This window comes from Pusillimonas sp. SM2304 (assembly GCF_031628915.1).
In the GTDB taxonomy this organism is placed as follows: Bacteria; Pseudomonadota; Gammaproteobacteria; order Burkholderiales; family Burkholderiaceae_B; genus Pusillimonas_C.
Map to the genome: position 1 here is coordinate 844842 of NZ_JAVLUJ010000001.1, position 21160 is coordinate 866001.

The following is a 21160-nucleotide window of genomic DNA, read 5'->3' on the forward strand; positions in this document are numbered from 1 at the left end:
GGTGCCTCCCCTTCTACTGCGGATGCCGTGTACAGGCAAGCGCCATAGCTGCTTCTGTTTTCAGATTTCCACGCTGAATTTTTTCTCCGTTCGGCCCCATCACCGAGGGAAAGGTCTCTACTTGAATAAAACGAGCCGGAACCTTGAAATTGGCCAAGCGGTCTATGCAATGCTGACGTATCGCGTCTTCGTCCCAAAGCTGGCCAACATTCAGCCTCACGAACGCCACGGCCCGGGTACCCGTTGCTGCTGGCGCTTCAACAACGATCGCTGTATTCACGGCAGCGATTTCCTGAATCACAAGCTCAATATCCAGCGGATTCACCTGAAAGCCGGACAGCCGCATGTAGTCCCCTCGCCGGCCTCTGAACTCGTAGCGACCATCGTTGTAAACACAACCAAGATCGCCAGTCTTGAAGTAGCCGTCTTCCGTAAAGGCGAGCCGGGTCGCCTCCGGTTGATCAAAGTACTCGGAGAACATGTGCCTAGAAAAGATTTCCAGTTCGCCGATCTCTCCATAAGTCAAAAGGTGACCGGTATCGGTGTCACGAACCCGTACCTTGGTGGTCGCGCCCACCGGCAGGCCCCCCGGACGCTTTCTTTCTTGGACGGGTGCATCCGCCGGCTGGCGCGAAAAAAACGAATGGATTTCGCTCATGCCGAAGCATCCAATCAATCGCATCCCACGAACATCAGCAACCTCGGGGAAGGTGGCCAAGGCAGGATTAAAGCCCGCGTATACGCACTCCCTTAATCGCGGAAATGGCCTATCTTGCGTAGTCACGTCCAAAACCCGCTTTAGCAAGTCGTCGGTCCCGCTAATATGAGTGACCGTGGATTCTTGCATCAGCCGCGCGCACTCTACAGCCTCAAACATCGTCATGAAAATGCTGCTCGCCCCTGCAGCAATCGTGGCGGTAAGCTGGCTGAAGCCAAAAATGCCACAAAACGGAAGCGCATGCAAAAGCTGGGCATCGGAATCGTCGTAGCCAAACGCGCTTGCAGCTTCTATCGCGTGCCCCGCCACAGACCTGTGATTATGCACCACGAACTTCGGCCCGCTGGTTGTGCCCGACGTGGTGAAGATCACACAGGAATCCTGTGGTGAGGGCTGCGTCAGTGCGACAGGCCCGGAAAGCGCTTGCTCGTACGGAACCACCTGCACATCAGGCAGGACGTTGCTAGCCAAGCCCCCGGCACCACAGGAAAAAAGAGTCGTGATGCTCGCGACGCAATGAGGCTCAATGCTCGCCAATATGTTCCCAAAGGGAATATCGTGAAAGCCGGGCTCCATGACCAGCGCTTTGGGCCGAGTGTGATTCAGTATGGCGCCAACTTCGGCCGCACGAAACCGCGTGTTAACCGCTACAGCGATGGCGCCCAATTGCAACGCGCCGAACAGGAAGTCGAGATACGCCCAGCCGTTAGGCATCCAGAAGGCGACCCTGTCGCCTTTTTGGATGCCTAACTGCGCCATCGCTCCCGCGCATCGCTGGCTGGCGTCCAGCAGTTGCTTGTAGCTACGCGTGCCCGCGCCTGCCCAAATGAGCCTGGCCTCCGGATGCGCATTTGCCGCCAGCTGAAGTAACTGTGTGACAGTAGGGGACAGGTCCAATGCCATCGCTTTCTACCAATGGTTAACGTTCGCTCCATGCGGGCAACGGAATCATGATGGCCTGTTTTGAGGCCACATTGTCGGGCCATACAACCTCAAGCTTCTGATCTTGCCACTGCATGACTGATATCAGTGCACGCGTATTCTGACCCCTCTCATCCAACTTAACGCCTGCGCCAGTTAAGAGGGATCCCGCAGGCATATCCAATGATCCAGCGACTTTGCGCAATGCAGCGGGATCCATCGAACCGGCTTGTGGTATCACGTCGGTAAAGAGTGTCCAGAAACCACCAAACGATATATACGCAAGAGGCCCTGGCTGCCGACCGGTTTTCTCCTGGAAGCGCTTGGTGAACTCTGTGTAGAGCTTCTGTGTTTTTTCGGGCAGCGCAGCGATGTTCAGCGAGCTGGGTGCATCGACGTCAAAGATACCATTTGCGGAATCGCCCGCAGCCTGTACGAAGTCGGGTAACGCATATCCCGTTCCAATGCCGATCATGGCATCAACGTTGAGATCCAGCTCCCTGGCTTGTCGCCAGAAAAGAATGCCGTCGTTAAGGTAAGAGGTAGCGATGATGGCATCAGGCCGCTTGGATTTGAGCGTCAATACCAGCGATGACAAATCTGTGACCGTCTTGCTGTAGAACTCGTTTGCGACTACTTTCATTCCAAGGTTCTTGCCTTCGGCAGCCGCCGCGTCGCCGACGGATTGACCAAACTCTGAGTCCTCTGAGATGATGGCCAGACGAAAATCCTTGGGATCCTTACCCAGACGGCCGGCCAGTTCATGCGCAAACTTGGCTGCCGTTTGCCCCATCATGGAGGCATTGAACGTCAGACGCACGACGTTCTTGTAGTTCCTTTCGGTGATCTTGTCGGCCACTGCTACGGTTTCCCAGTACAAGACGCCTTCACGCTCAGACACCTCGCTTCCAGCCAGAGCGATGGCGCTTGAATAGCTACCCGCAATAAGGGGCACCTTTTCCCGAATGATTAAACGGGTCGCCTCAGCGTTAGCCGCTGTCGGGCTGGGGGCATCGGCCGACGCGAAGACAACTTGCTTGCCTAGCACTCCACCTTTTTCGTTGACCATGTCGCGCGCAACTTCAGCCGCCTTGAAGGCTTCGTTGCCCAGCAGGGCCATTGGGCCGCTTAGAGGAAACAATGTTCCAATTTTTATCTCTTCCGCAGCTAGCGCGACAGGTGAAACCGCTGCAGTCAGCAGGGTGAGCCCCGCGATGATTCTTTTAAATCGCATATGTCTTCCTCCAATCTTGGATGTATAGATAAGTATAGAAATCAACCGCCCAGATAGGCTGCCTTCAGCCTATCGTTTGCTAACAACTCTGCTCCTGTTCCTTCGAGTACGACGCGCCCCCCCTCCAGCACATAACCTCGGTCAGCCAGCTCAAGCGATCGGTTTACGTTCTGCTCGACAAGCAGGATCGTGGTGCCGCTTGCGCGGATCTCATCAATGAGTTCAAAGACCATCGATACCATGATGGGTGCAAGACCGAGCGTCGGCTCATCCAACATCAGTACGCGGGGCTGTGACATCAGCGCACGACCGATAGCACATAGCTGCTGCTCACCTCCGCTGAGGGAGCCCGCAAGCTGGTCCACCCTTTCGCGAAGGCGCGGCATCAGGTCGAACACGCGTCGCTTCGTGTCGTCAGCAGAGGCTCGCGCGTGTGCCGGGTAGGCACCTAGCTCCAGGTTTTCCATCACGCTCAAAAAGGGGAACAAGCGTCTTCCCTCGGGAACTTGTACAAGCCCCGTTGCCGCGATTTCATGTGCCGGTACGGTAGAAATATTGCGCTGATCGAACCATACCTCTCCTTCCCGGTCGATAGTTCCCGAGAGCGCATTGATCAGAGAGGTCTTGCCAGCACCATTCGCTCCGACCACAACAACCACTTCGCCGGGAGAAACGTCTAGTTCGACGTCGTACAGCACCTGGAATTCGCCATAGTAGGCATCAAGTGAGCGTATTTTAAGCAACGAAGTCCTCTCCAAGATAAGCTGCGATAACGTCCTTGTTCTTCATGACTTCCGCCGGTGGGCCTTCAGCGAGCTTCTGGCCGTGATGGAGCACAACAATGTGTTCACTTACCGAGGTGATTACCCGCATCAAGTGCTCGATGATCAAAATAGTGACGCCGCTTTTGCTGATGTCCCGAATCAGGCCAATTGCGGTCTCTACTTCCGTCGGGTTAAGTCCGGCCATGACTTCATCAAGCAACAGTATTCTTGGGCCAGAGGCCAGGGCACGCGAAATCTCCAGGCGCTTCCTGCCAGGCAAAGGGAGCTGGCTTGCGGGTAGGTCCCGCGCATGGGCAAGTCCCGTCATGTCCAAGGCCTCTTCGGCGTACTTTCGGGCCCGTCCAATATTACGGCTGCGATTCAGTGCACCCACAATGACATTGTCCAAAACGCTTAGATCGTTAAACGGCCGCACGATCTGATAGGTGCGCGCCAGCCCAAGTCTGCATACCGCATGGCTTCTCAAGCCCGCAATCTCTTTCCCATCGAGTCGGATCTCACCGAGTGACGGTGGAATTGCGCCGGCGATGCAGTTGAAAAGCGTCGTTTTGCCGGCGCCATTGGGACCGATCAACCCAACGATACTGCCTTGCTTCACGCTAAATGACACCCCGTCGACTGCCTTCACTCCACCGAAGTGCCTCGAGACGTTCTGAACTTCAAGCATGCCGCTTACCTCCCCCTCTCCTTCGCTGTCCGAGGAAGATCGCTCGGATTCGATGCCAGGCCGCTTTGGGGTCGCGGAAGACGCTGGCCATGCCGGTGGGCATGAAGATCACCATAATCATCAGGAGCGCACCGTACACCAATAGGTAGAGCCCTTGAAACGTTCCTCCAAACTCGGCCCGCAAGTACTCGCTTAGCGGCACGATCAATAGCGCTCCCAGAATTGGGCCCGCCGGCGTAGCCATGCCACCAATAATGGCAATGACCGCGACCTGTATCGAAAAATCGAGCCCCATGACCGTCGACGGCTCTATCAGAAGAATGTATTGGGCGTACAAAGTGCCAACGATAGCGATCAGGAAAGCGCTGATACCTGTTGCCAGTATCTTCATCGCCTCGGTATCGACGCCCAGTGTTTCTGCGGCCTCTTCATCATTTCTTATCGCTGCAAGCGAATAGCCTAGCCACGAGCGCTCAAGGGCATGGGTGATCAGCACCACGATCACAAGGAGAGCGAGCATTACATACAAATAGGCCTCTCTACCTCCGAACATCATATTGCCGATTCCCGGCTGGAAGGGCACTGATAGTCCCTGCGATCCACCAGTGATGTCCCGCATATTCACAACGACAATACGTAAGACTTCAGCAAATGCGATTGTCGCGAGAGCGAAGAATGGCCCCTTCAGGCGCAACGTCAGCTTTGCCAACACAACGGACACCAGGGCGGCAAGCACCGCGCCGACGAACATGCCCAGCCAGGGGCTCACGCCGAAACTGATGAAAAGTATGGTCGAGGTGTAGGCGCCTATGCCAAAGAAGGCCGCATGCCCCAGAGAGAATTGTCCTGCGTAGCCACCGGCTATATTCCACGCGCATGCGGCAACCGTCCAGAACAGTATCTTCCATACGAAATGCAGTGCATAGCTGTCCGAGACAAATATCGGAAACAGGGCAACCAGCGCAAGAAAGACCAGCGTTCCTGGAAGACCCAAGGCTTTACTCATTAAACCGTCATTCGATGTCTTCACGTCACGCTCCTATCTTTTCCGAACCTTTGATGCCGAACAACCCGGCAGGCCTCACGAGGAGCACAATGAGGAACACCACAAAGTAAGCCACTTGCCTCATTTCTGAACCAATGAAAAAGGCACTTAGATTCTCAATGAGCCCAATGGCTATCCCGCCTACAAGCGCACCCCACAGGCTTCCCAGCCCGCCAAGGATCACGACGACAAAAGCGATCAAAACCAGATTGAAGCCAACCGTCGGATAAACCGGCATCAGCGGCACCAGCAAGGCACCCGCAATCCCGGCACATGCCGCGCCAAGGCCAAATGTAAGAAAGTCGATGCGGCTAACGTTGATGCTCATCAACGCTGCCGCCCGACGATCCTGCGCGACTGCACGCATCGCCTTGCCAAGATACGAGCGACGCAGAAAGAGATAGAGACCGAGTATGACCACCAAAGCCACCACCGACGCAATGAGGCTGGCCAGCGGCAGACTCACGCCTCCGATACGCACGATGTGACCCGAGGCGACTGAAGTCGCCGAACGAAAGTCGGCGCCGAATACGAACAAGGCAATGTTCTGCAATACCAAACCCAGGCCCAAGGTGGCAAAAATCTGCGCGACCTGTGGCGCCCCGATAATGGGCTTGATGAGTAGCCGGGCAATGAACCAACCAAAGGCGAACATCACGGGTGCAACGATCAATATGCCAATGTACGGATCAATGTCCCATGTGGTGTTCAGTACGTAGGCTCCATACATGCCCAACATGACAAAGTCGCCGTGCGCAAAGTTCTTGACGCGCGAAACCCCAAAGATAAGTGTCAGACCAACACTTACCAATGCGTAAATGATGCCAAGCAATATGCCGGACACAATGAGCTGAACTAGGATCATAGTCATGGCGACAATTTCTTATTGATATATGACAACGACCGCACACTGAGGTGCGCAGTAACCTTATCGGCTTCGTCCCGAGTCTGCACCATGGAAATCGAATCACTTTGCGCCGTGTCGCGGGCCCATAGCGTGACGGGCGAATGCCAGTAAATAGGTCGAAGAAAGTCGATGGTTACATCAAAGCGCGCAGGCATGCGTCCCATGGCAAGCGGCGAAAGCAGATAGACAGCAGACATGACGCCCTGCGCCAACGGTGCATCGAAGCCATACCGTGCGGCTGCAGCCGGGTCGAAATGCAGATCATTTCCGACGTCTTCCGAAAACCTTCTAACGTGGTCAGGAGTGAGCGTCTTGGATGCGACCTGCCGCCAGCCGTCTTCAGGAGCGCTGTCACGTACGGGCATCCGGTGCACCTCTGGCAGCGAAGCCGTCGAAACATCGACGATGCCGCGCAGTCGGGTGGTCAGGCAAACACGTGCATGTGCATCGCGCACCGTAAACGTCTCATCCACGAACAAGCCTCTTTTTACAGGCAGAACGCCGCACACTTCACCCTCTATAGTGAGCTGCTCACCCAATGCGGGCAGGCGGGACACCGTGAACGTCTGGTCAAAAAAGATATAGCCGTCAATGTTCAGGCCGGCCTGAACCATGGAATCGAAGCAATCCAATCCGAACAATCCCGCTTCCGCGACATCGCCATGCACATGATGCGACACGTCAGAAGCGCTTAATCGCTCCGCCTGCCACTGTGCACTATGCACAATAGGGCGGACTGGATACTTGAACCCCTCTGGCGCCCATCGCACGAACACAGCCTCGGACGCTGCTTGAATAGAAGACTTCGTCGACATTTGCTGTCCACTAGAGTTACGTGATCAGCAAGTATATGACCCGAAAGTCGATAAGTAAACCAATGAGTCGATAATTCGACTTTAAAGTCGAGATTAGTTGTTAGGCATTGATTTATTGGGGAATATAGGGTTTTCACTCATTGAAAAATCAGCGCCTGCAGCTAGGCCACGTACAATAAAATGCGACATAGCGTCAGCGACCTGTCCTATCGTCCAACTGCCGTTGGAGCGATACCATTTGGTGACCCAATTGGCTGCGCCCAGCGCTGCAAACACGGCGAATTTGGGATCACAGGGCAATATGGTCCCATCCGCTTGGCCGACCAAAACAACTGCCTGAAGGCGCCTCTCAAATTCATCGCGCTTTTCGATAACGAGTTTTAGTTGATCGGGGGCGAGCGATCGTTCTTCCAGGATGACGACGCTGTAACTCTCAGGCCCGATGATCGACTCGGTGTAGCGCTTCATACTTAAGCGCAGTCTTTCCAGACCAGATATATCCGTGTCGTCACTGACAGCTGCGATGGCTTGATCGGCAGCGACCATATGGCACTGGAACAAGAGCTCTTGTTTGTTCGAAAAGTAATGGTAGAGCGTCGCCTTGCCAACACCGAGGCGTTGCGCCACGACTTCCAGCGAGGTGCCGTGGTAACCATTGTGGCGAAAGCAAGCAGCCGCTTCACGATAGATGGCGTCCAGCTTAAGGTCACGAACATTGAGTCGTGGCGCGGCGCCGGCCCACGGACGTTTCTTCGTTTTAGTTGGTTTTTTTATGGACATGGCAAAGTGACCCGCGCGACGCGCCTTGACGTCGCGGTAGGCCCGCATAGCGGAAGAGTAGGCGGCGTTATTTAGAACGGGATATCGTCGTCCATATCGGCCAAGTTCGCTGCCGGCGAAGCCTGGGGCGCGGCAGGGCGCGGTTGGGCGGGACGCTGGCTGCGCTGCTGGGCAGGCGCTTGGTTGTATTCGGTGCCGCCGCCCATGCCGGCATCGCTGTCGCGGCCGCCCAGCATTTGCATTTGGTCGGCCACGATATCGGTGCTGTAGCGGTCGGCGCCGGTGTCCTTGTCTTGCCATTTGCGGGTCTTCAGGCGGCCTTCGACATACACGGCGCGGCCCTTTTTAAGGTATTCGCCGGCGATTTCGGCCAGCCGGTTGTAGAACACGACCCGGTGCCATTCGGTTTCTTCGCGCTTTTCGCCGGTGGCCTTGTCCTTCCAGGTGCTGGTCGTAGCGATGGATACGTTGCAAATGGCTGCGCCGTCGGGGCTGTAGCGTACTTCGGGATCTCGTCCCAGGTTGCCGACGAGAATAACTTTGTTGACTGAGGCCATGACAATACCCTTAACTGTGAATAGACAGAAATTTTCCGTCACCGGACAAAAAATCGTCGCTTATAACTGAATAAAATCAAATAGTTATGAATTTTCAAGGGTCAACCAAACCAAAAATCCTGTCGGACGCCAAAGATGAATTTTATTTTGGCATCAAAGCTTTTTGTATTCCCGGCAAAGGTTGAGTACCCTGAGGTGATGCTTACCAAAGCAGTGTAACTTACTCGTACTCTGAATTTGTACCTGGCCGTTTAAGCGCCAAGGCTCTGCCGATAAAATAAAAACTTTACCCTCTTTACGTAGACATCGCTACGTTACGAGAAATCATAACCTTTATCAGGGCCGTCTCAACCTCAGTGCGTCTTTTCCAGCACACTTGCTCACACGCTCCAAAGGTCCATCAGGACGCAGGATGATCAAGCGTGATCTTCAGGAGTACGGGAAAGGTCGAACAAACGCCTCAGCGAGCCGCGCAGCTCGAATGAGTGCAAGACTTGCCGCAACACGTCTGCCTTTTCTCCCAGCTTCGGTTTGACCACGGCGATGAACTTGTTGTCGACGTCTTCCCACGATAGGGGGTTGCCAATACTGCCTGATGCGTGCTCCACATCCTGATGAAGCACATGTCCGGAAGCGAGCCTGACCTCCAGCCGCGCCGAGGTGCGGCTCATGGACTGATCAGCGACAACCTTGACCTGGGCCGCGAGTGCGGCCAGCCGCGCATCAGTGACGCGATCAAGCGCAAAGTCTTCGAGTGTAGCGGCGTACCCCTGCAAACCAAGCGCAACGCAATAGGCCAGGCTGAATTTTGCCTGCGTCGTGCTGACTGGATTGCGGATGCCGGCAATCTTCAACGCCAGAGGGTTGACAATGGCTTGCACGCTCTGAACGTCGCGATTCCCAAGCGCTGGCGCCATCATGCGTGCCGCATCAATGGCTGCATGAGTCAACTGGCATGCCGCGTACGGCTTGAAGCTATTATTCCGGATTTCCCAGACATCTTCAAAGGGCGCCAATTGCAGGGTAAGCTCGCCGTCCTGGAACATGGTTTGAACGAAGCTGCGCGTCGTATCCAGGACGTCGGCAGGCCCGGTCAAGCCGGCTTCCGCAAGTTCCATCGACAAGACGCCATCCATTGCTGTCTTGCCTATCTGGAATGGCTTGCACATGGTGCCGAACGCGGAAGTAAGACCCGACGCCTGAGCCGCGGCGATACCCAATGCATGCGGGATTTTTTCTTTGGGAAGCCTGGCAACCACCGCGAGCGCGGCGGCAACCGCAATGCGCCCCAACGCTGGGGTTGCATGCCAGCCGTTGGTGTTCATGCGCAGACCGATACCATTGCCGCCGATCCTCGCTGCAACTTCGAAGCCGGTGACGAACGCCCTGAGCAAAAGGTTTTCATCCACGCATCGATCGGCCCCGACTGAAAGAATTGCAGCCCACAGGGGACCGCTCACATGAATCACGGAGGAGATGTGCGTGTCATCGTAGTCCAGGCAATGTGAAAGCGTTGCGTTGACAGATGCCGCGATGGCCGGGCTTGCGCTCCCCCCTTCGAGCAAGGGTGAACCGCCGCGGCTCTGCCACTGCCCGAAGGTCGACTTCACGATCTCGGCCTCTTGGGAACCATAGGCTCCGATGCAGACCGCCACCCAGTCGACCAGGCACTTCTTTGCTTCGCCCATCACGTCGGGGGGAATATCGCGCACCTGCGCTTCCACGATGTAATCGCATACACGCTGAGTTTGGCTTTTTATCTGATCTGGCATGATGTTCATTCAAAGTGAAAGAGTCTGGCCGCGTTGGATTCGAGAATCAGTTCACGCATAGATTCAGAGGGGACCCACGTTTGAAACTCTTTGATCGTCGCTGGAATGCTCTGCTGTTCTTCGTGTCGCGTATGGGGCCAGTCGCTGCCCCACACCAGCCGATCCGGCCCCAGGTTATCGATCAGCATGCGGGCGGCCTTGACCGCCGTGGCTGCGCCGCGCCCTTTATCGCCATTGCGGTACGACGCGGAAAGCTTGACCCAAAGATTCTTCGAGTCTCTGCGCTGCATCATGTACAGGAATCCGGGGTCGTTCACGCCGTCCTCGTCATCAGGACGGCCGAAATGATCAACGACGATGTCCAGGCCGGTGTCCAGCAAAGGGGCAATAAGCGTTGGGATATCCTTGCCCTGCCGGTGGACCTCGATCTGCCAGCGCCGCTTGCGCAGCGCTTCGAACAGGCGCACCCATTCGGCCGAAGAAAAATCAGGTAGGGGCAGCCCATCCAGGTTCAGTCTGATTCCGACGATGCCGCTTGCGTCAAGGGCGTCGAGCTCGTCATCCGGGATGCTCGCGTCGACGGTGGCGATGCCTCGGAATGTGTCGGGGAACCGCTTGATGATCCCGCACATATAGCTATTGTCGGTGCCCAGAAAACTAGGCTGGACGATGACTGCGCGCGAAATACCTGTCTTGCTCATGAGCTGCTGATATGCCTCTACGGTTGCATCGTAATCCGGAGCGTATCGCCTGACGGATGCCAACTTGAGGCCTCGAACAAACATATGGACGTGTGTGTCTATCATGATGATTAACTATGCAGGAAGATCATATATTCAGTGAAAACGATGCGGGAGCCCATGCGAAAGGCGACGTCAATTCGCGATCACTCTGGCGGGAATCCCATTGACCAGCGCCTCCGGCGCCTCTCCGTCGCATACCTTGCGCATATTGCCGAATCCGAAGCGGGCGCGGCGCAGCCAGGTGTCGGCAGTCGTCCCGCCGGTGTGCGGCGAAAGCACGACATTCTTTAGCGCGAGCAGCTCGCTGTCGGGCTTGACGGGTTCGTCGACAAATGCATCCAGGCCAGCCCCCGCAATACGCCCGGAGCGCAAAGCCTCTGCCAGGGCCGCTTCATCCACAAGAGCGCCCCGGCTTGTGTTGATGAGCATGGCCGATGCTTTCATCGACCGCAGGCGTTCGGCATTGATGAGTTTCTCGGTTTCGTCGGTAAGCGGCGCATGAAGACTCAATATGTCAGACGTAACGCATAGCTCATCGAGGCTTGCATAAGTCACGCCCAGCGCTTTTTCGTGGTCCGGACTCAAGCGCCGGCGGCTGTGGTACTGCACACGGGCATCGAACGCCTGGACACGCTTCGCCACTTTCTGCCCGATATTGCCAAGCCCGAGTATCCCCACCAGCTTTCCAGCCATCTCGAAGGTATTGAGGCCCGTGGTTCCCGACTGCCACTTCCCCTCGCGCACCTCTTTGTCGGTTTCAATGAGGCGGCGATAAAGGGATAGCATCAGCAGCAAGGTATGATCCGCAACCGCCCATGAATTCGCGCCGCCATTGTTGGCGCATGGGATGCCAAGTTTCTTGATGATCTCCATGTCCATTCCGTCGTAGCCCGCCGCCAACAACTGGATGAGGCGTGCGCGTTTTGCGCTCTTGAGCACATTGGCGGACGGTTTCGCACGGTAGATCATCATGAAGTCCGCCACGCACGCGGCGGCAATCTGCTCGCTTTCCGCCGCGCTTCCTTTGAGCGCGGTGACCGTGAAATCAGGAGCGGCGGCCGACACGATGAGATCGACTAGCGGCTCATCAAGGCCGTGGAGGAACAAAACGCTGGAATGTGACATGTCTAAAGCCTCTCGCGTATCGCGATATTCAGGATTCCGCCATGCTTGAAGTACTCCACCTCGCGAGAGGTGTCGAGCCGAATCAATAGCGAAATTCTTTTCTTGCGGCCGTCTGCGTAAGTAATGACGCATCCCGCCCTGGACTTGGGAAGGATGTCGCCGTCCAGCCCATCGATATCGAACACCTCGGCGCCATCAAGCTCCAATGTCTTGCGTGTTTCTCCTGGCATGAACTGAAGCGGTACCACGCCGATCCCAACAAGGTTTGAACGATGGATGCGCTCAAACGACTCGGCGATCACCGCGCGAACCCCAAGCAGGCGCGTTCCCTTCGCCGCCCAGTCGCGCGATGATCCGGCTCCGTAATCCTTTCCCCCGACAACGACAACGGGTATGTTTTCGGTGCGATATTTCTCTGCCGCGTCGAAGATGAACATCTGTTCGCCGTCCGGCATATGCCTTGTATAGCCGCCCTCGACATTAGGTGTCATTTCATTCCTGATCCTGATGTTTGCGAAAGTCCCGCGGACCATGATCGAATGATTCAGTCGCCGCGCTCCGAAATTCACAAAATCCTTCTGTGCTATTCCAATAGACTGCATGTAGTTCGCAGCGGAGGTGCCAGGGGAAATCGCCCCGATTGGCGAGATATGATCGGTGGTGAGCATGTCGCCGAATATCGCGAGCGCGCGTGCGCCAACGATGTTTTCCGTGGGCTCGGGGCTTGCGGCCAACTGATCGAAGAATGGGGGACGGCGTACGAACGTGCTGCGAGGCCAGGCGAAAAGGGCGCCATCGGCTGCGTTTATCGACGCCCACTCGGGCGTGCCTCTGCTGACGTCCAGGTAGCGGCTACTGAACGCGGAAGGCACAAGCGAGGCATCCACGATCTCTTGGATCTCGCTTTGCCCGGGCCATATGTCGCGCAAGTAAACAGGCTTCCCATCCTTGTCCGCGCCAAGAGGCTCCGTTACCAGATTTTTGCGGATCGACCCCGCCAGCGCGTACGCAACCACCAGGGGGGGCGAGGCCAAGAAGTTGGCCCGCGCACTGGGGTGAACACGCCCTTCGAAATTACGATTTCCCGAGAGCACGGCGACCGCGGCTATGTCGTGCTGCTTGATGTCGCGGGCGATCGTTTCGTCTATGCCGCCGGAATTCCCTATACAGGTCATGCATCCGAAACCGGCCAGGTTGAACCCGAGCTGTTCAAGCGAGCGCATCAACCCGCTTTTCTCGAGGTAGTCGCTGACGACCCGTGACCCTGGCGAGAGTGACGTCTTGACATGCGCCGGCACTCGCAAGCCTCGTTCTACAGCGTTGCGGGCCAGGAGGCCCGCGGCGACCATCACATAAGGGTTCGCCGTATTGGTGCAGCTTGTAATAGCCGCGATGATCAGATCGCCATCCTTCACTGAACCCTGGACGCCATTCGTCGGCTTGCGATCATTCAACGAGGCCAGCCATCCACTGAAAGCAGCTGGAGCATCCTGAATGGAGATGCGCTGCTGCGGGTGGCGTGGGCCGGCGATCGAGGCACTGATACTGGATAAATCGATTTCAATGATGCTGGTGTATTCGGGCAAGGGATCTTCACACTCCCTCCAAAGCCCCTGCGCCTTGCAGTAGGCTTCGACCAGCTCGACCTGCTCGGCGCTTCGGCCCGTCTGGCGCAGGAAACGAATCGTCTCCGAATCGACAGGGAAGAAGCCGACGGTAGCCCCGATTTCGGGTGTCATATTGGCAATGGTCGCGCGGTCCAGGGCTGACAGATGATGCACTCCCTGGCCTACGTACTCAATGAATTTCCCAACCAAATCATGTTTGCGCAACGCTTCCACAATGGTCAGGACGATGTCAGTGGCGGTGATTCCCGGCTTCGGCCGCCCCGTCAGCACGCACCCCACCACCTCCGGGATCAGCATCGATACAGGCTCGCCCATCGCGGCCGTCCCGCCTTCCAGTCCTCCCACGCCCCATCCCAGCACGCCAAGGCTATTGACCATCGGTGTATGGCTGTCCATGCCTAGCACCGAATCGGGGTAGACCTGCGTCTGGCCGTTCTCTTCCTTTGACCATACGACACGCGCAAGGAATTCCAGATTGATTTGATGGCAGATGCCCGTTCCCGGGGGAAACAGGCGCATGTTGTTGAATGCTTTGGCCCCCCACTTCAAGAAGGCGTAGCGTTCCTGGTTACGCTGGAATTCCAGCGCAACATTCCTGGAGAGCGCTTCGGGCGTCCCTGAATAATCGACAATGACCGAGTGGTCGACAATGAAATCCACAGGAATCGATGGATTGATCTTCTGTGGATCTCCGCCCAGCTTGTGAAGGGCATCGCGCATCGCAGCCATATCGCCCAGGCAGGGAATGCCGGAAGAATCGACCATCATTACGCGCGCGGGCCTGAAACCCACTTCATTGCTGGAGGTACGCGCCTTGAGCCAGTCGATTACGTTAGCGATGTCATCGCTTGTGGCAATGCCTTCCGCATGCTGCCGGAGCAGGTTCTCCAGCAGAATCTTGAGTGAATACGGAAGGCGATCGACCTCTTCCCCCCTCTGGGCATTGGCCTGCGCAAGGCTGTAATACTCGTACTTTTTACTGCCGGCCTCAAGTGTGGATGGCTGCGATTGAATGTCAAACTTTTCCATATATTCCAGTGTTTCTGAACTGCGTCCCGACGTGCAACAGGATTGCGATCAGGGGTCACGCGGAGGCAAGCACGTGATCCGCAATCTGGCTGCGCGTGGCAACCCAAGCGCCCGATCTGGCTGCCTCGGCCATGATCTGGGCGTAGAAGTAGGCGCCGCGCGGCCGGCCGAAGATATGCGCGTGGCTGGTGACATCAATAATGCAGGTTTCCCCACTCGCATTGGCTACCTCCAGGTTCTGCATGAAGGATTCCAGCATCTGCTTCGGTGGCGCGCCGTATTTCATGAAAGGCATGTCGTTCACATCGGTGCCCAGGGGAATGGCGACGATCTTCTTGCCGTTGAATTCCTGCAGATAGGGGAGGTCTCTGTCGAAAACATCGCCATACCACTTGAAGCCGGCGTCGCTCAGAAGACGGCCAGTATTGGGACTGGGCGTGCCGCGGGGACTCAACCAGCCCTTCACCTGCTGTCCGGAAGCGTTCTCAAGCAGTTCCAGACAACGTTGAATGTTTTTTTTCTCTTCGGCTTCATCGAGCAGCGCTGGAATCACATCCATGGAATATGAATGTGAAAGCACTTCGTGGCCGCCCATGGCGATGGCCTTGACCGCTTCGGGCGCGCGTTCGGCGACGATGCCGTTGACCATCATGCTGGCTTTCAGCCCGTGTTTTGCAAACCCATCGAGCAGTCGATAGATCCCCTCTTTATAGCCATACGAAGCCCACGAAATTGCCATGTTGTCCAGCACGCCGGACGGCAAAGGGTTCCCCATCGGGCTGATTCCCGGGGCCTTTCCATCGGACCAGGCTTCGACGCAAACATTGAACACCACGGCGATTTTCTTGTTTTCCGGCCATATCATCTGCTTGTCCATCTATATTCCTTTTAACGATCGTTCATTCATTTATTCAGGCTTGATGCCAAGGTTTTCAACGAGCAGCCGATATCTTTCCGATTCGCTTTTTACAAAGGCGGAAAATTCATCTGGCGACATCGGATTTGCGTCTGAGCCCTCACGTTCCATGGCCGCCTTGATGTTGGGCTGTGCCATGGCCGTTCCTATTTTTTTGTTCAGCGCCTCGATGATCAGCCTGTCTGTCTTGGCCGGTGCAAAGACTCCGCCCCATAAGGTGAAGCTGAAATCCGCGCCGGTCAGCTCGGCAATCGTAGGCACGTCCTTCATGAAGCGGGAACGCTTCTGCGAGGAGAGGGCAAGAACCCGGACCTGTCCGGACTTAACAAATTGCGTGATGGCAGTCACGCCCGAGAAGTAATAGGTGACATGGCCGGCAATAACGTCGACCAATGCGGGCGCCGCGCCCTTGTAGGGAACGTGGGTGATACTGGTGGAGGCGTTCATGCTGCGCGCCAGTTCTTCGCCGGCCAGATGCCCCGGGCTGCCCTGACCGGCGGATGCGAAGGTGATATTGCTATTTGGTTTTTTTGCAGCCGCGATCAGATCATCGAGTGTCTTGAACGGCGACGCTGCGCTGACCACTAGCGCGAGCGGCACATCGTAGACGAGCGCAACCGGAGCAAAGTCCTTTTCCACATCGAATCCGGTGTGCTTCATGAAAGAACTGTTCACGGCCATTTCGGCCGTATTTCCCAGCAACAATGAATAGCCATCCGCCGGCGACCGGGCTACTTGAGTCGCCGCTATGTTTCCACTGGCGCCAGGCTTGTTCTCAACGACGAATGGCTGTCCAAACTCGATCGTCAACTGCTGGGCCACAAGGCGGAGCATCGTGTCAGCGGTGCCGCCCGCTGAGTAGCCCAGGAGTATCTTGCTTGGTTTCTCGGGGTATGACTGTGCAAATGCGAAAGAGGGAAGCGCCGCGGCAACCACCGTGCCGCTGGCATACTTCAGGATACTGCGGCGAGTGTTGTCGAACGTATTTGTCCGTTGATAAAGCGTTCTCATGATTTAGCCTTTTTTTTCTATTAGTTGAATTTGATGCCGGCTTTTTCGATCACTTGCCCCCACTTGAGGGTATCCGCCTGCATCAATTGGCCGAAACTTTCGGAGCTCGTACCGGCAACGTCAAAGCCTTGGCTGTTGATTGCCGCCGTGACTTCCTGGTCCTTGAGTATGTTGTTGACCGCTTGCTCGATCTCGGCGATCACCGAGGGCGGGGTGCCAGCCGGTGCGACGATGCCGGTCCAGCCCTCGGTAATCGCATTTGGAAGATTTGATTCGATCAACGTGGGCACATCGGGGAAAGACGTCGTGCGCTTGCGCGAGGCGACCGCAAGCAGCGTGAGCTTGCCGCTGCGGACAAACCCCAGGGCCGACGGCAGCGGCGCGAACATCATGTCGGTTGATCCGCTCATCACATCGAGCAGGCCGGGGGTGTCGCCTTTGTTTGGAATATGGCGCATCGTGACGCCTGCCTGGCCGGCGAATAGCTCACCCGCCAGATGCCCAAGATTCCCGACGCCCGCAGAGCTATAGGTCAAGCCTTCGGTTTTTTTCTTGCTGTAGGAGATCAATTCCTCCACAGTCTTGATCGGCAATTCGGGATTTACGAATAGCCCGAATTCAATGGATGTGACTTGCGTCACAGGGACCAGATCTTCCATCGGCTTGAACGACATATTTTTGTAGACAAAGGGGTTGACGGTCATCACGCTTGGCACGGCAAGGCCAAGTGTGTAGCCGTCGGGAGCGGCCGTGGCCACCGCGCCCATACCTATATTGCCGTTCGCCCCGGGCTTGTTCTCGACGATTACCGGGTTATTCCAATGTTCATTCAGTTTCTTTGCAAGGATACGCGCCACGACGTCCGCCGAAGAGCCGGGCGCCTGCGCCACGACGATGCGCACGATCTTGCTTGGGTAGCTCTGAGCCGCCGCTATAGCGGGTGCAAGGGCGAACGCCATCGAGCCTATTGCGTAGATAATCAGCTTCTTCAGTCTGGCTACGCGGTGCGATGGATGTGTACATTCAATGTCACGCTTCATGTCTGTCTCCTTTATTTTTTGGCAGAAACCGCTCGCCTTGTTACGTCTTTGTTCACAATGCGAAGAGGTCCGTCGGTCGCAAAATTCCTGACCTGCTCGAATGCCTCCCCGTAATACAGTTCAAAAGTCTCCTTATCGGCCCAGCCAAGATGCGGCATGCAAATCACGTTGTCCATTTTCAGCAATGGATGGTCGCCGTTCAGCACCGGCTCTACTTCATAGACATCGACAGCGGCCGACCCGGGCCGCCCTTCACGAAGGGCGGTCACAAGCGCATCTGGCTCGATGAGTTCGGCTCTCGCCGTATTCACGAACAGCGACGAGGGCTTCATCAAACGAAGGTCGTCGAGTTTCACAGCACCCTTGGTGCTAGGGCCGTAACGCAGGTGAATGGATAGAACGTCCGCCCGTTTGAAGAAGCTTTCCCGGCTCTCGGCAATCTCGTAACCGGCTGCCTTTGCCCTGGTCTGCGAGCCTTCGCCGCCCCACACCAGGATGTTCATTCCGAGCGCGGCGCATGCGCGGGCAACGCGCTCCCCGATGACGCCCAGCCCGTAGATTCCCAATGTCGACCCATCGAGCCGATACGAGAAGGTGCTGGGCCACTCGCCGGCCCTCATGCGGTTTGCCTCGAGCACGACATTGCGGCGTGACGCCAGGATGAGCGCCATCGTCAGTTCGGCCGGGGCAATGGGCGATGCGAACACCCCGTTAGTGACGACTATGCCGTGACGGGTACAGGCTTCAAAGTCGATGGTCTTGGTATGGCGCCCGACCAGCGCAATGTGCTGCAGCCGCGGCAATGCGGCAATGACTTCTTCGTCTAGCGTGATGCGCTCGCGCACCACGACAAGGATCTCCGCCGCCGATAGACGCTTGATGAGTTCGGCCTTGTCTTTTGCCGCCGTTTCGTAAACGGTGATGTCATGCCCCGCCAGCAGGGAAAAGCACTCAAGCTCTCTGACGCAACGCTGATAGTCGTCTGCAATAACGATATGCATATTGGACCTCTGGTAAGTGTCCAAAAATGATAGTCCTCAGAAGCATGCGTTTTTAAGCGTCAGGCTGATATGACTAAATGTCATAGGTCCGGGCGGGATTCAGTCTACGCCGGCGAAGAGATGGAGGCATCCCCTCGGACCGACGCACGGCGCTCAGTTTTTTGTCGTTTTATTCTGCAACATGATTTCAACTTCAGCTTTGATGGCGGCCGCCACCTCGTGAAAGCCATGAACCCTGGGATGATTATTGGGCGAGGCAAGAATCATCGAGCGGGTGACTTCGGGCGCCACCAGTTCCGTGAGTTGAATTTCTCCGCGTAGCAATTCGCCGCGTACGGCTTGCTCAGGAAGAAGGCACCGCCCGAACCCGGCCTTCACCAGCGCCAGGATCAAGTCCAGGGAGTCTGCTTCGATACGGATATCAAGTGTCAGGTTTTGCTCGGCCGCCAGCACCTCGAGCCGCCGGCGCAGACCGTGAACATGGCTGGGCGCAATCAGCGGCACCTTGCCAAGGATGGCTGACGGAACCGTATCGCCCAGCCTAGGAGCGTCTTTGCTGGAAATAAGGCAGAGTTTTTCTTCCATCAGCACTTCAGCGCCCAGGCGATGGGTAGCCCAGCTTCCGTAGAAGACGGCGATGTCGACGCGTCCCTCATCGATCCACTCGATCACGTTGCCCGTCAGCCCCTCAAGAAATCGTAGTTTGGCGTCTGGAAACTTGGCAAGAAGCCGTTCCGTTACTGGCCTGACGAGCACTCGCCCCAGGGTTGGAGGCATGCCGATCACGACCGAGTTCAAGGCGGTATCACCCGAACGCATGACTTCCTGCTGGGCCGACCGCAGTTCCTCGAGCGCCTTCGACGCACGCAAGAACAGGCGTGTTCCCTGTTCGGTCGGGATAATGCCGCGGCCGTTCCGATAAAAAAGCGGAACACCAAGCTCTTTCTCAAGGTTGGTAATGTGGCGGGATAGGGCCGACTGGTTGATGCCCAATGCTATAGCGGCCCGTGAAAAGCTGCCGAACTCTGCGACCTTGCAGAAATAGTCGAGGCGATGGGATTTCATAGTTCGTAGTCTCATAGGGGCCGCTGCATATCATTTTAATCAGCCGGCGCGAGATGAAAACCCTTCCCAGAGACTCAGGCCTGGTCCTTGAAGCCCCGCGCGGTCAGGAACCACACAAACGCCAGGGCGGACGCCAGCAGGAAAACGGCGGAGGGCCGGCCCTGCGAGGCCAGCAGGCCGCCCGTCACCCCGCCCAGGAACACGCCCAGCGACTGCGCCGTGTTGTAGAAACCCAGGGCCAGCCCCTTGTATTCGGGGGGCGCCACCCTTGACACCAGCGAAGGCTGCAAGGCCTCGAGAATGTTGAAAGCGATGAAAAAGCCCACCAGCATGGCGACGATGGCAAAAAAGCTGCTGCTGGCCAGCGGCATCAGGGCCAGCACCACGACCAGCCCCGCTACGGCGACTTCGAGCGCCACTTTGTGCACCCGCCGGGTCTCCGTGTAAAACACGGCGGGCACCATCAACACGAAAGACAGCAAAATGACCGGCAAATACACTTCCCATAAATTGGCCGAGTCGTATTGCCCCAGCCCCGCCAGCAGGCCGGGCACCACAATGAATAGCGCCATCAGGATGAAATGCAAGCAGAATACGCCGAAATTCAAGCGCAGCAGGTCAATATGCCCCAGCACGTCGCGCGGGCGGGCCTGGATGATGGGCGCCTTGGCCTGCGGCACCGAAGGCACCACAAAGCAGGCAATCAGCAGGCACACGAAGCCCAGCAGGCTGATGGCCCAGAACAGGCCCGACAGGCCGAACTCGCCCACCAGCATAGGCGACAGCACCAGCGATACGGCAAACGACACGCCGATGGAGCCGCCCACCATGGCCATGGCGCGCGTGCGCACTTCGGGGCGGGTGGCGTCGGCCACCCAGGCGGTGATCGCCGCCGATACCGCCCCCAGGCCCTGTATGACCCGGCCCACGGTAATCCAGTCCACGCTTTCGGCCAGCGCGCAGATCACTCCGCCGGCAATGAACAACAACATGCCGAAGACAATGACGGGCCTGCGCCCCCAGCGGTCGGACGCCATGCCCAGGGGAATCTGCATGACGGCCTGGGTCAAGCCATAAGCCCCCAGCGCCAGGCCGACGCGGGCGGCATCATGGCCGCCGGGCAAGGCCTGGGCCGCCACGGCAAAAATCGGCGTCAGCAGGAACAGCCCCAGCATGCGCGAGGCAAAAAGCAGCGCCAGGGTGATGCTGGCGCGCCGTTCCGTGGGCGTCAGCTTCAGCCTGGCTTTGGGTGAATGGCCCGGATGGGCGGCAGGGATGCTCATAAAAACTCGGTTAGTTAAAAAGCCCGGTCAGACGCCGCATTATCGCAAGTTTGCGTAAACCGGCCGGCACACAGAAACGGGCTGCGCGTTATAGTAGCAAGTTGGCCTTTGAAAGGCT

At 56.9% G+C, this 21160-nt stretch carries 19 protein-coding genes; all 19 read right to left on the minus strand.

Annotated features, from left to right (window positions below):
* Nucleotides 1–13 precede the first annotated feature (13 nt).
* The 19 genes from RE432_RS03950 to RE432_RS04040 all read right to left on the minus strand — a co-directional run bounded on the left by RE432_RS03950 (nucleotide 14) and on the right by RE432_RS04040 (nucleotide 21042).
* On the minus strand, nucleotides 14–1621 hold the full coding sequence (locus RE432_RS03950) for an AMP-binding protein (RefSeq protein ID WP_310931905.1): 1608 nt from the start codon (nucleotides 1619–1621) through the stop codon (nucleotides 14–16).
* Nucleotides 1622–1637: 16 nt separating this feature from the next.
* Nucleotides 1638–2873 carry an ABC transporter substrate-binding protein gene (locus tag RE432_RS03955; RefSeq protein WP_310931906.1) on the minus strand — a complete coding sequence of 412 codons (1236 nt, stop codon included), beginning with the start codon at nucleotides 2871–2873 and terminating at the stop codon, nucleotides 1638–1640.
* 41 nt (nucleotides 2874–2914) lie between these two features.
* Complete coding sequence (locus tag RE432_RS03960) at nucleotides 2915–3616, minus strand: ABC transporter ATP-binding protein (RefSeq protein ID WP_310931907.1); 702 nt, start codon at nucleotides 3614–3616, stop codon at nucleotides 2915–2917.
* Complete coding sequence (locus tag RE432_RS03965; protein WP_310931908.1) at nucleotides 3609–4325, minus strand: ABC transporter ATP-binding protein; 717 nt, start codon at nucleotides 4323–4325, stop codon at nucleotides 3609–3611. The genes RE432_RS03960 and RE432_RS03965 overlap by 8 nt, the downstream gene beginning before the upstream one ends.
* Nucleotides 4318–5355, minus strand: coding sequence for a branched-chain amino acid ABC transporter permease (locus tag RE432_RS03970; protein ID WP_310931909.1), 1038 nt, complete (start codon nucleotides 5353–5355; stop codon nucleotides 4318–4320). Before RE432_RS03970 ends, RE432_RS03965 begins: the two co-directional genes overlap by 8 nt.
* 1 nt (nucleotide 5356) lies before the next feature.
* The gene (locus RE432_RS03975; protein WP_310931910.1) at nucleotides 5357–6241 is read right to left on the minus strand and encodes a branched-chain amino acid ABC transporter permease; all 885 of its coding nucleotides are present in this window, start codon (nucleotides 6239–6241) and stop codon (nucleotides 5357–5359) included.
* Complete coding sequence (locus RE432_RS03980; protein WP_310931911.1) at nucleotides 6238–7092, minus strand: MaoC family dehydratase; 855 nt, start codon at nucleotides 7090–7092, stop codon at nucleotides 6238–6240. Before RE432_RS03980 ends, RE432_RS03975 begins: the two co-directional genes overlap by 4 nt.
* Nucleotides 7093–7185: 93 nt before the next feature.
* Entirely contained in the window at nucleotides 7186–7872 is a 687-nt protein-coding gene (locus tag RE432_RS03985; protein ID WP_310931912.1) for a TetR/AcrR family transcriptional regulator, read from the minus strand.
* 71 nt (nucleotides 7873–7943) lie between these two features.
* Nucleotides 7944–8429 (minus strand): single-stranded DNA-binding protein, encoded by a 486-nt coding sequence (gene ssb, locus RE432_RS03990; RefSeq protein WP_310931913.1) that lies wholly within the window; start codon nucleotides 8427–8429, stop codon nucleotides 7944–7946.
* A gap of 416 nt (nucleotides 8430–8845) precedes the next feature.
* A complete protein-coding gene (locus RE432_RS03995; RefSeq protein ID WP_310931914.1) occupies nucleotides 8846–10210 on the minus strand; it encodes an MmgE/PrpD family protein in 1365 nt (454 codons plus the stop codon).
* Nucleotides 10207–11007, minus strand: a complete 801-nt coding sequence (locus RE432_RS04000; protein WP_310931915.1) for an amidohydrolase family protein — start codon at nucleotides 11005–11007, stop codon at nucleotides 10207–10209. Before RE432_RS04000 ends, RE432_RS03995 begins: the two co-directional genes overlap by 4 nt.
* Nucleotides 11008–11076: 69 nt before the next feature.
* Nucleotides 11077–12069, minus strand: coding sequence for a 2-hydroxyacid dehydrogenase (locus RE432_RS04005; RefSeq protein WP_310931916.1), 993 nt, complete (start codon nucleotides 12067–12069; stop codon nucleotides 11077–11079).
* A gap of 2 nt (nucleotides 12070–12071) precedes the next feature.
* Complete coding sequence (acnA, locus tag RE432_RS04010) at nucleotides 12072–14726, minus strand: aconitate hydratase AcnA (protein ID WP_310931917.1); 2655 nt, start codon at nucleotides 14724–14726, stop codon at nucleotides 12072–12074.
* Nucleotides 14727–14781: 55 nt separating this feature from the next.
* Entirely contained in the window at nucleotides 14782–15603 is an 822-nt protein-coding gene (locus RE432_RS04015; protein ID WP_310931918.1) for a polysaccharide deacetylase family protein, read from the minus strand.
* 30 nt (nucleotides 15604–15633) lie between these two features.
* A complete protein-coding gene (locus RE432_RS04020; RefSeq protein ID WP_310931919.1) occupies nucleotides 15634–16653 on the minus strand; it encodes a tripartite tricarboxylate transporter substrate binding protein in 1020 nt (339 codons plus the stop codon).
* A 20-nt stretch (nucleotides 16654–16673) separates the two neighbouring features.
* Entirely contained in the window at nucleotides 16674–17693 is a 1020-nt protein-coding gene (locus tag RE432_RS04025; RefSeq protein ID WP_310931920.1) for a tripartite tricarboxylate transporter substrate binding protein, read from the minus strand.
* An 11-nt stretch (nucleotides 17694–17704) separates the two neighbouring features.
* A complete protein-coding gene (locus RE432_RS04030; protein WP_310931922.1) occupies nucleotides 17705–18694 on the minus strand; it encodes a D-2-hydroxyacid dehydrogenase family protein in 990 nt (329 codons plus the stop codon).
* A gap of 153 nt (nucleotides 18695–18847) precedes the next feature.
* Nucleotides 18848–19759, minus strand: a complete 912-nt coding sequence (locus tag RE432_RS04035; RefSeq protein WP_310931923.1) for a LysR substrate-binding domain-containing protein — start codon at nucleotides 19757–19759, stop codon at nucleotides 18848–18850.
* 74 nt (nucleotides 19760–19833) lie between these two features.
* A complete protein-coding gene (locus RE432_RS04040) occupies nucleotides 19834–21042 on the minus strand; it encodes an MFS transporter (RefSeq protein ID WP_310931924.1) in 1209 nt (402 codons plus the stop codon).
* Nucleotides 21043–21160 lie beyond the last annotated feature (118 nt).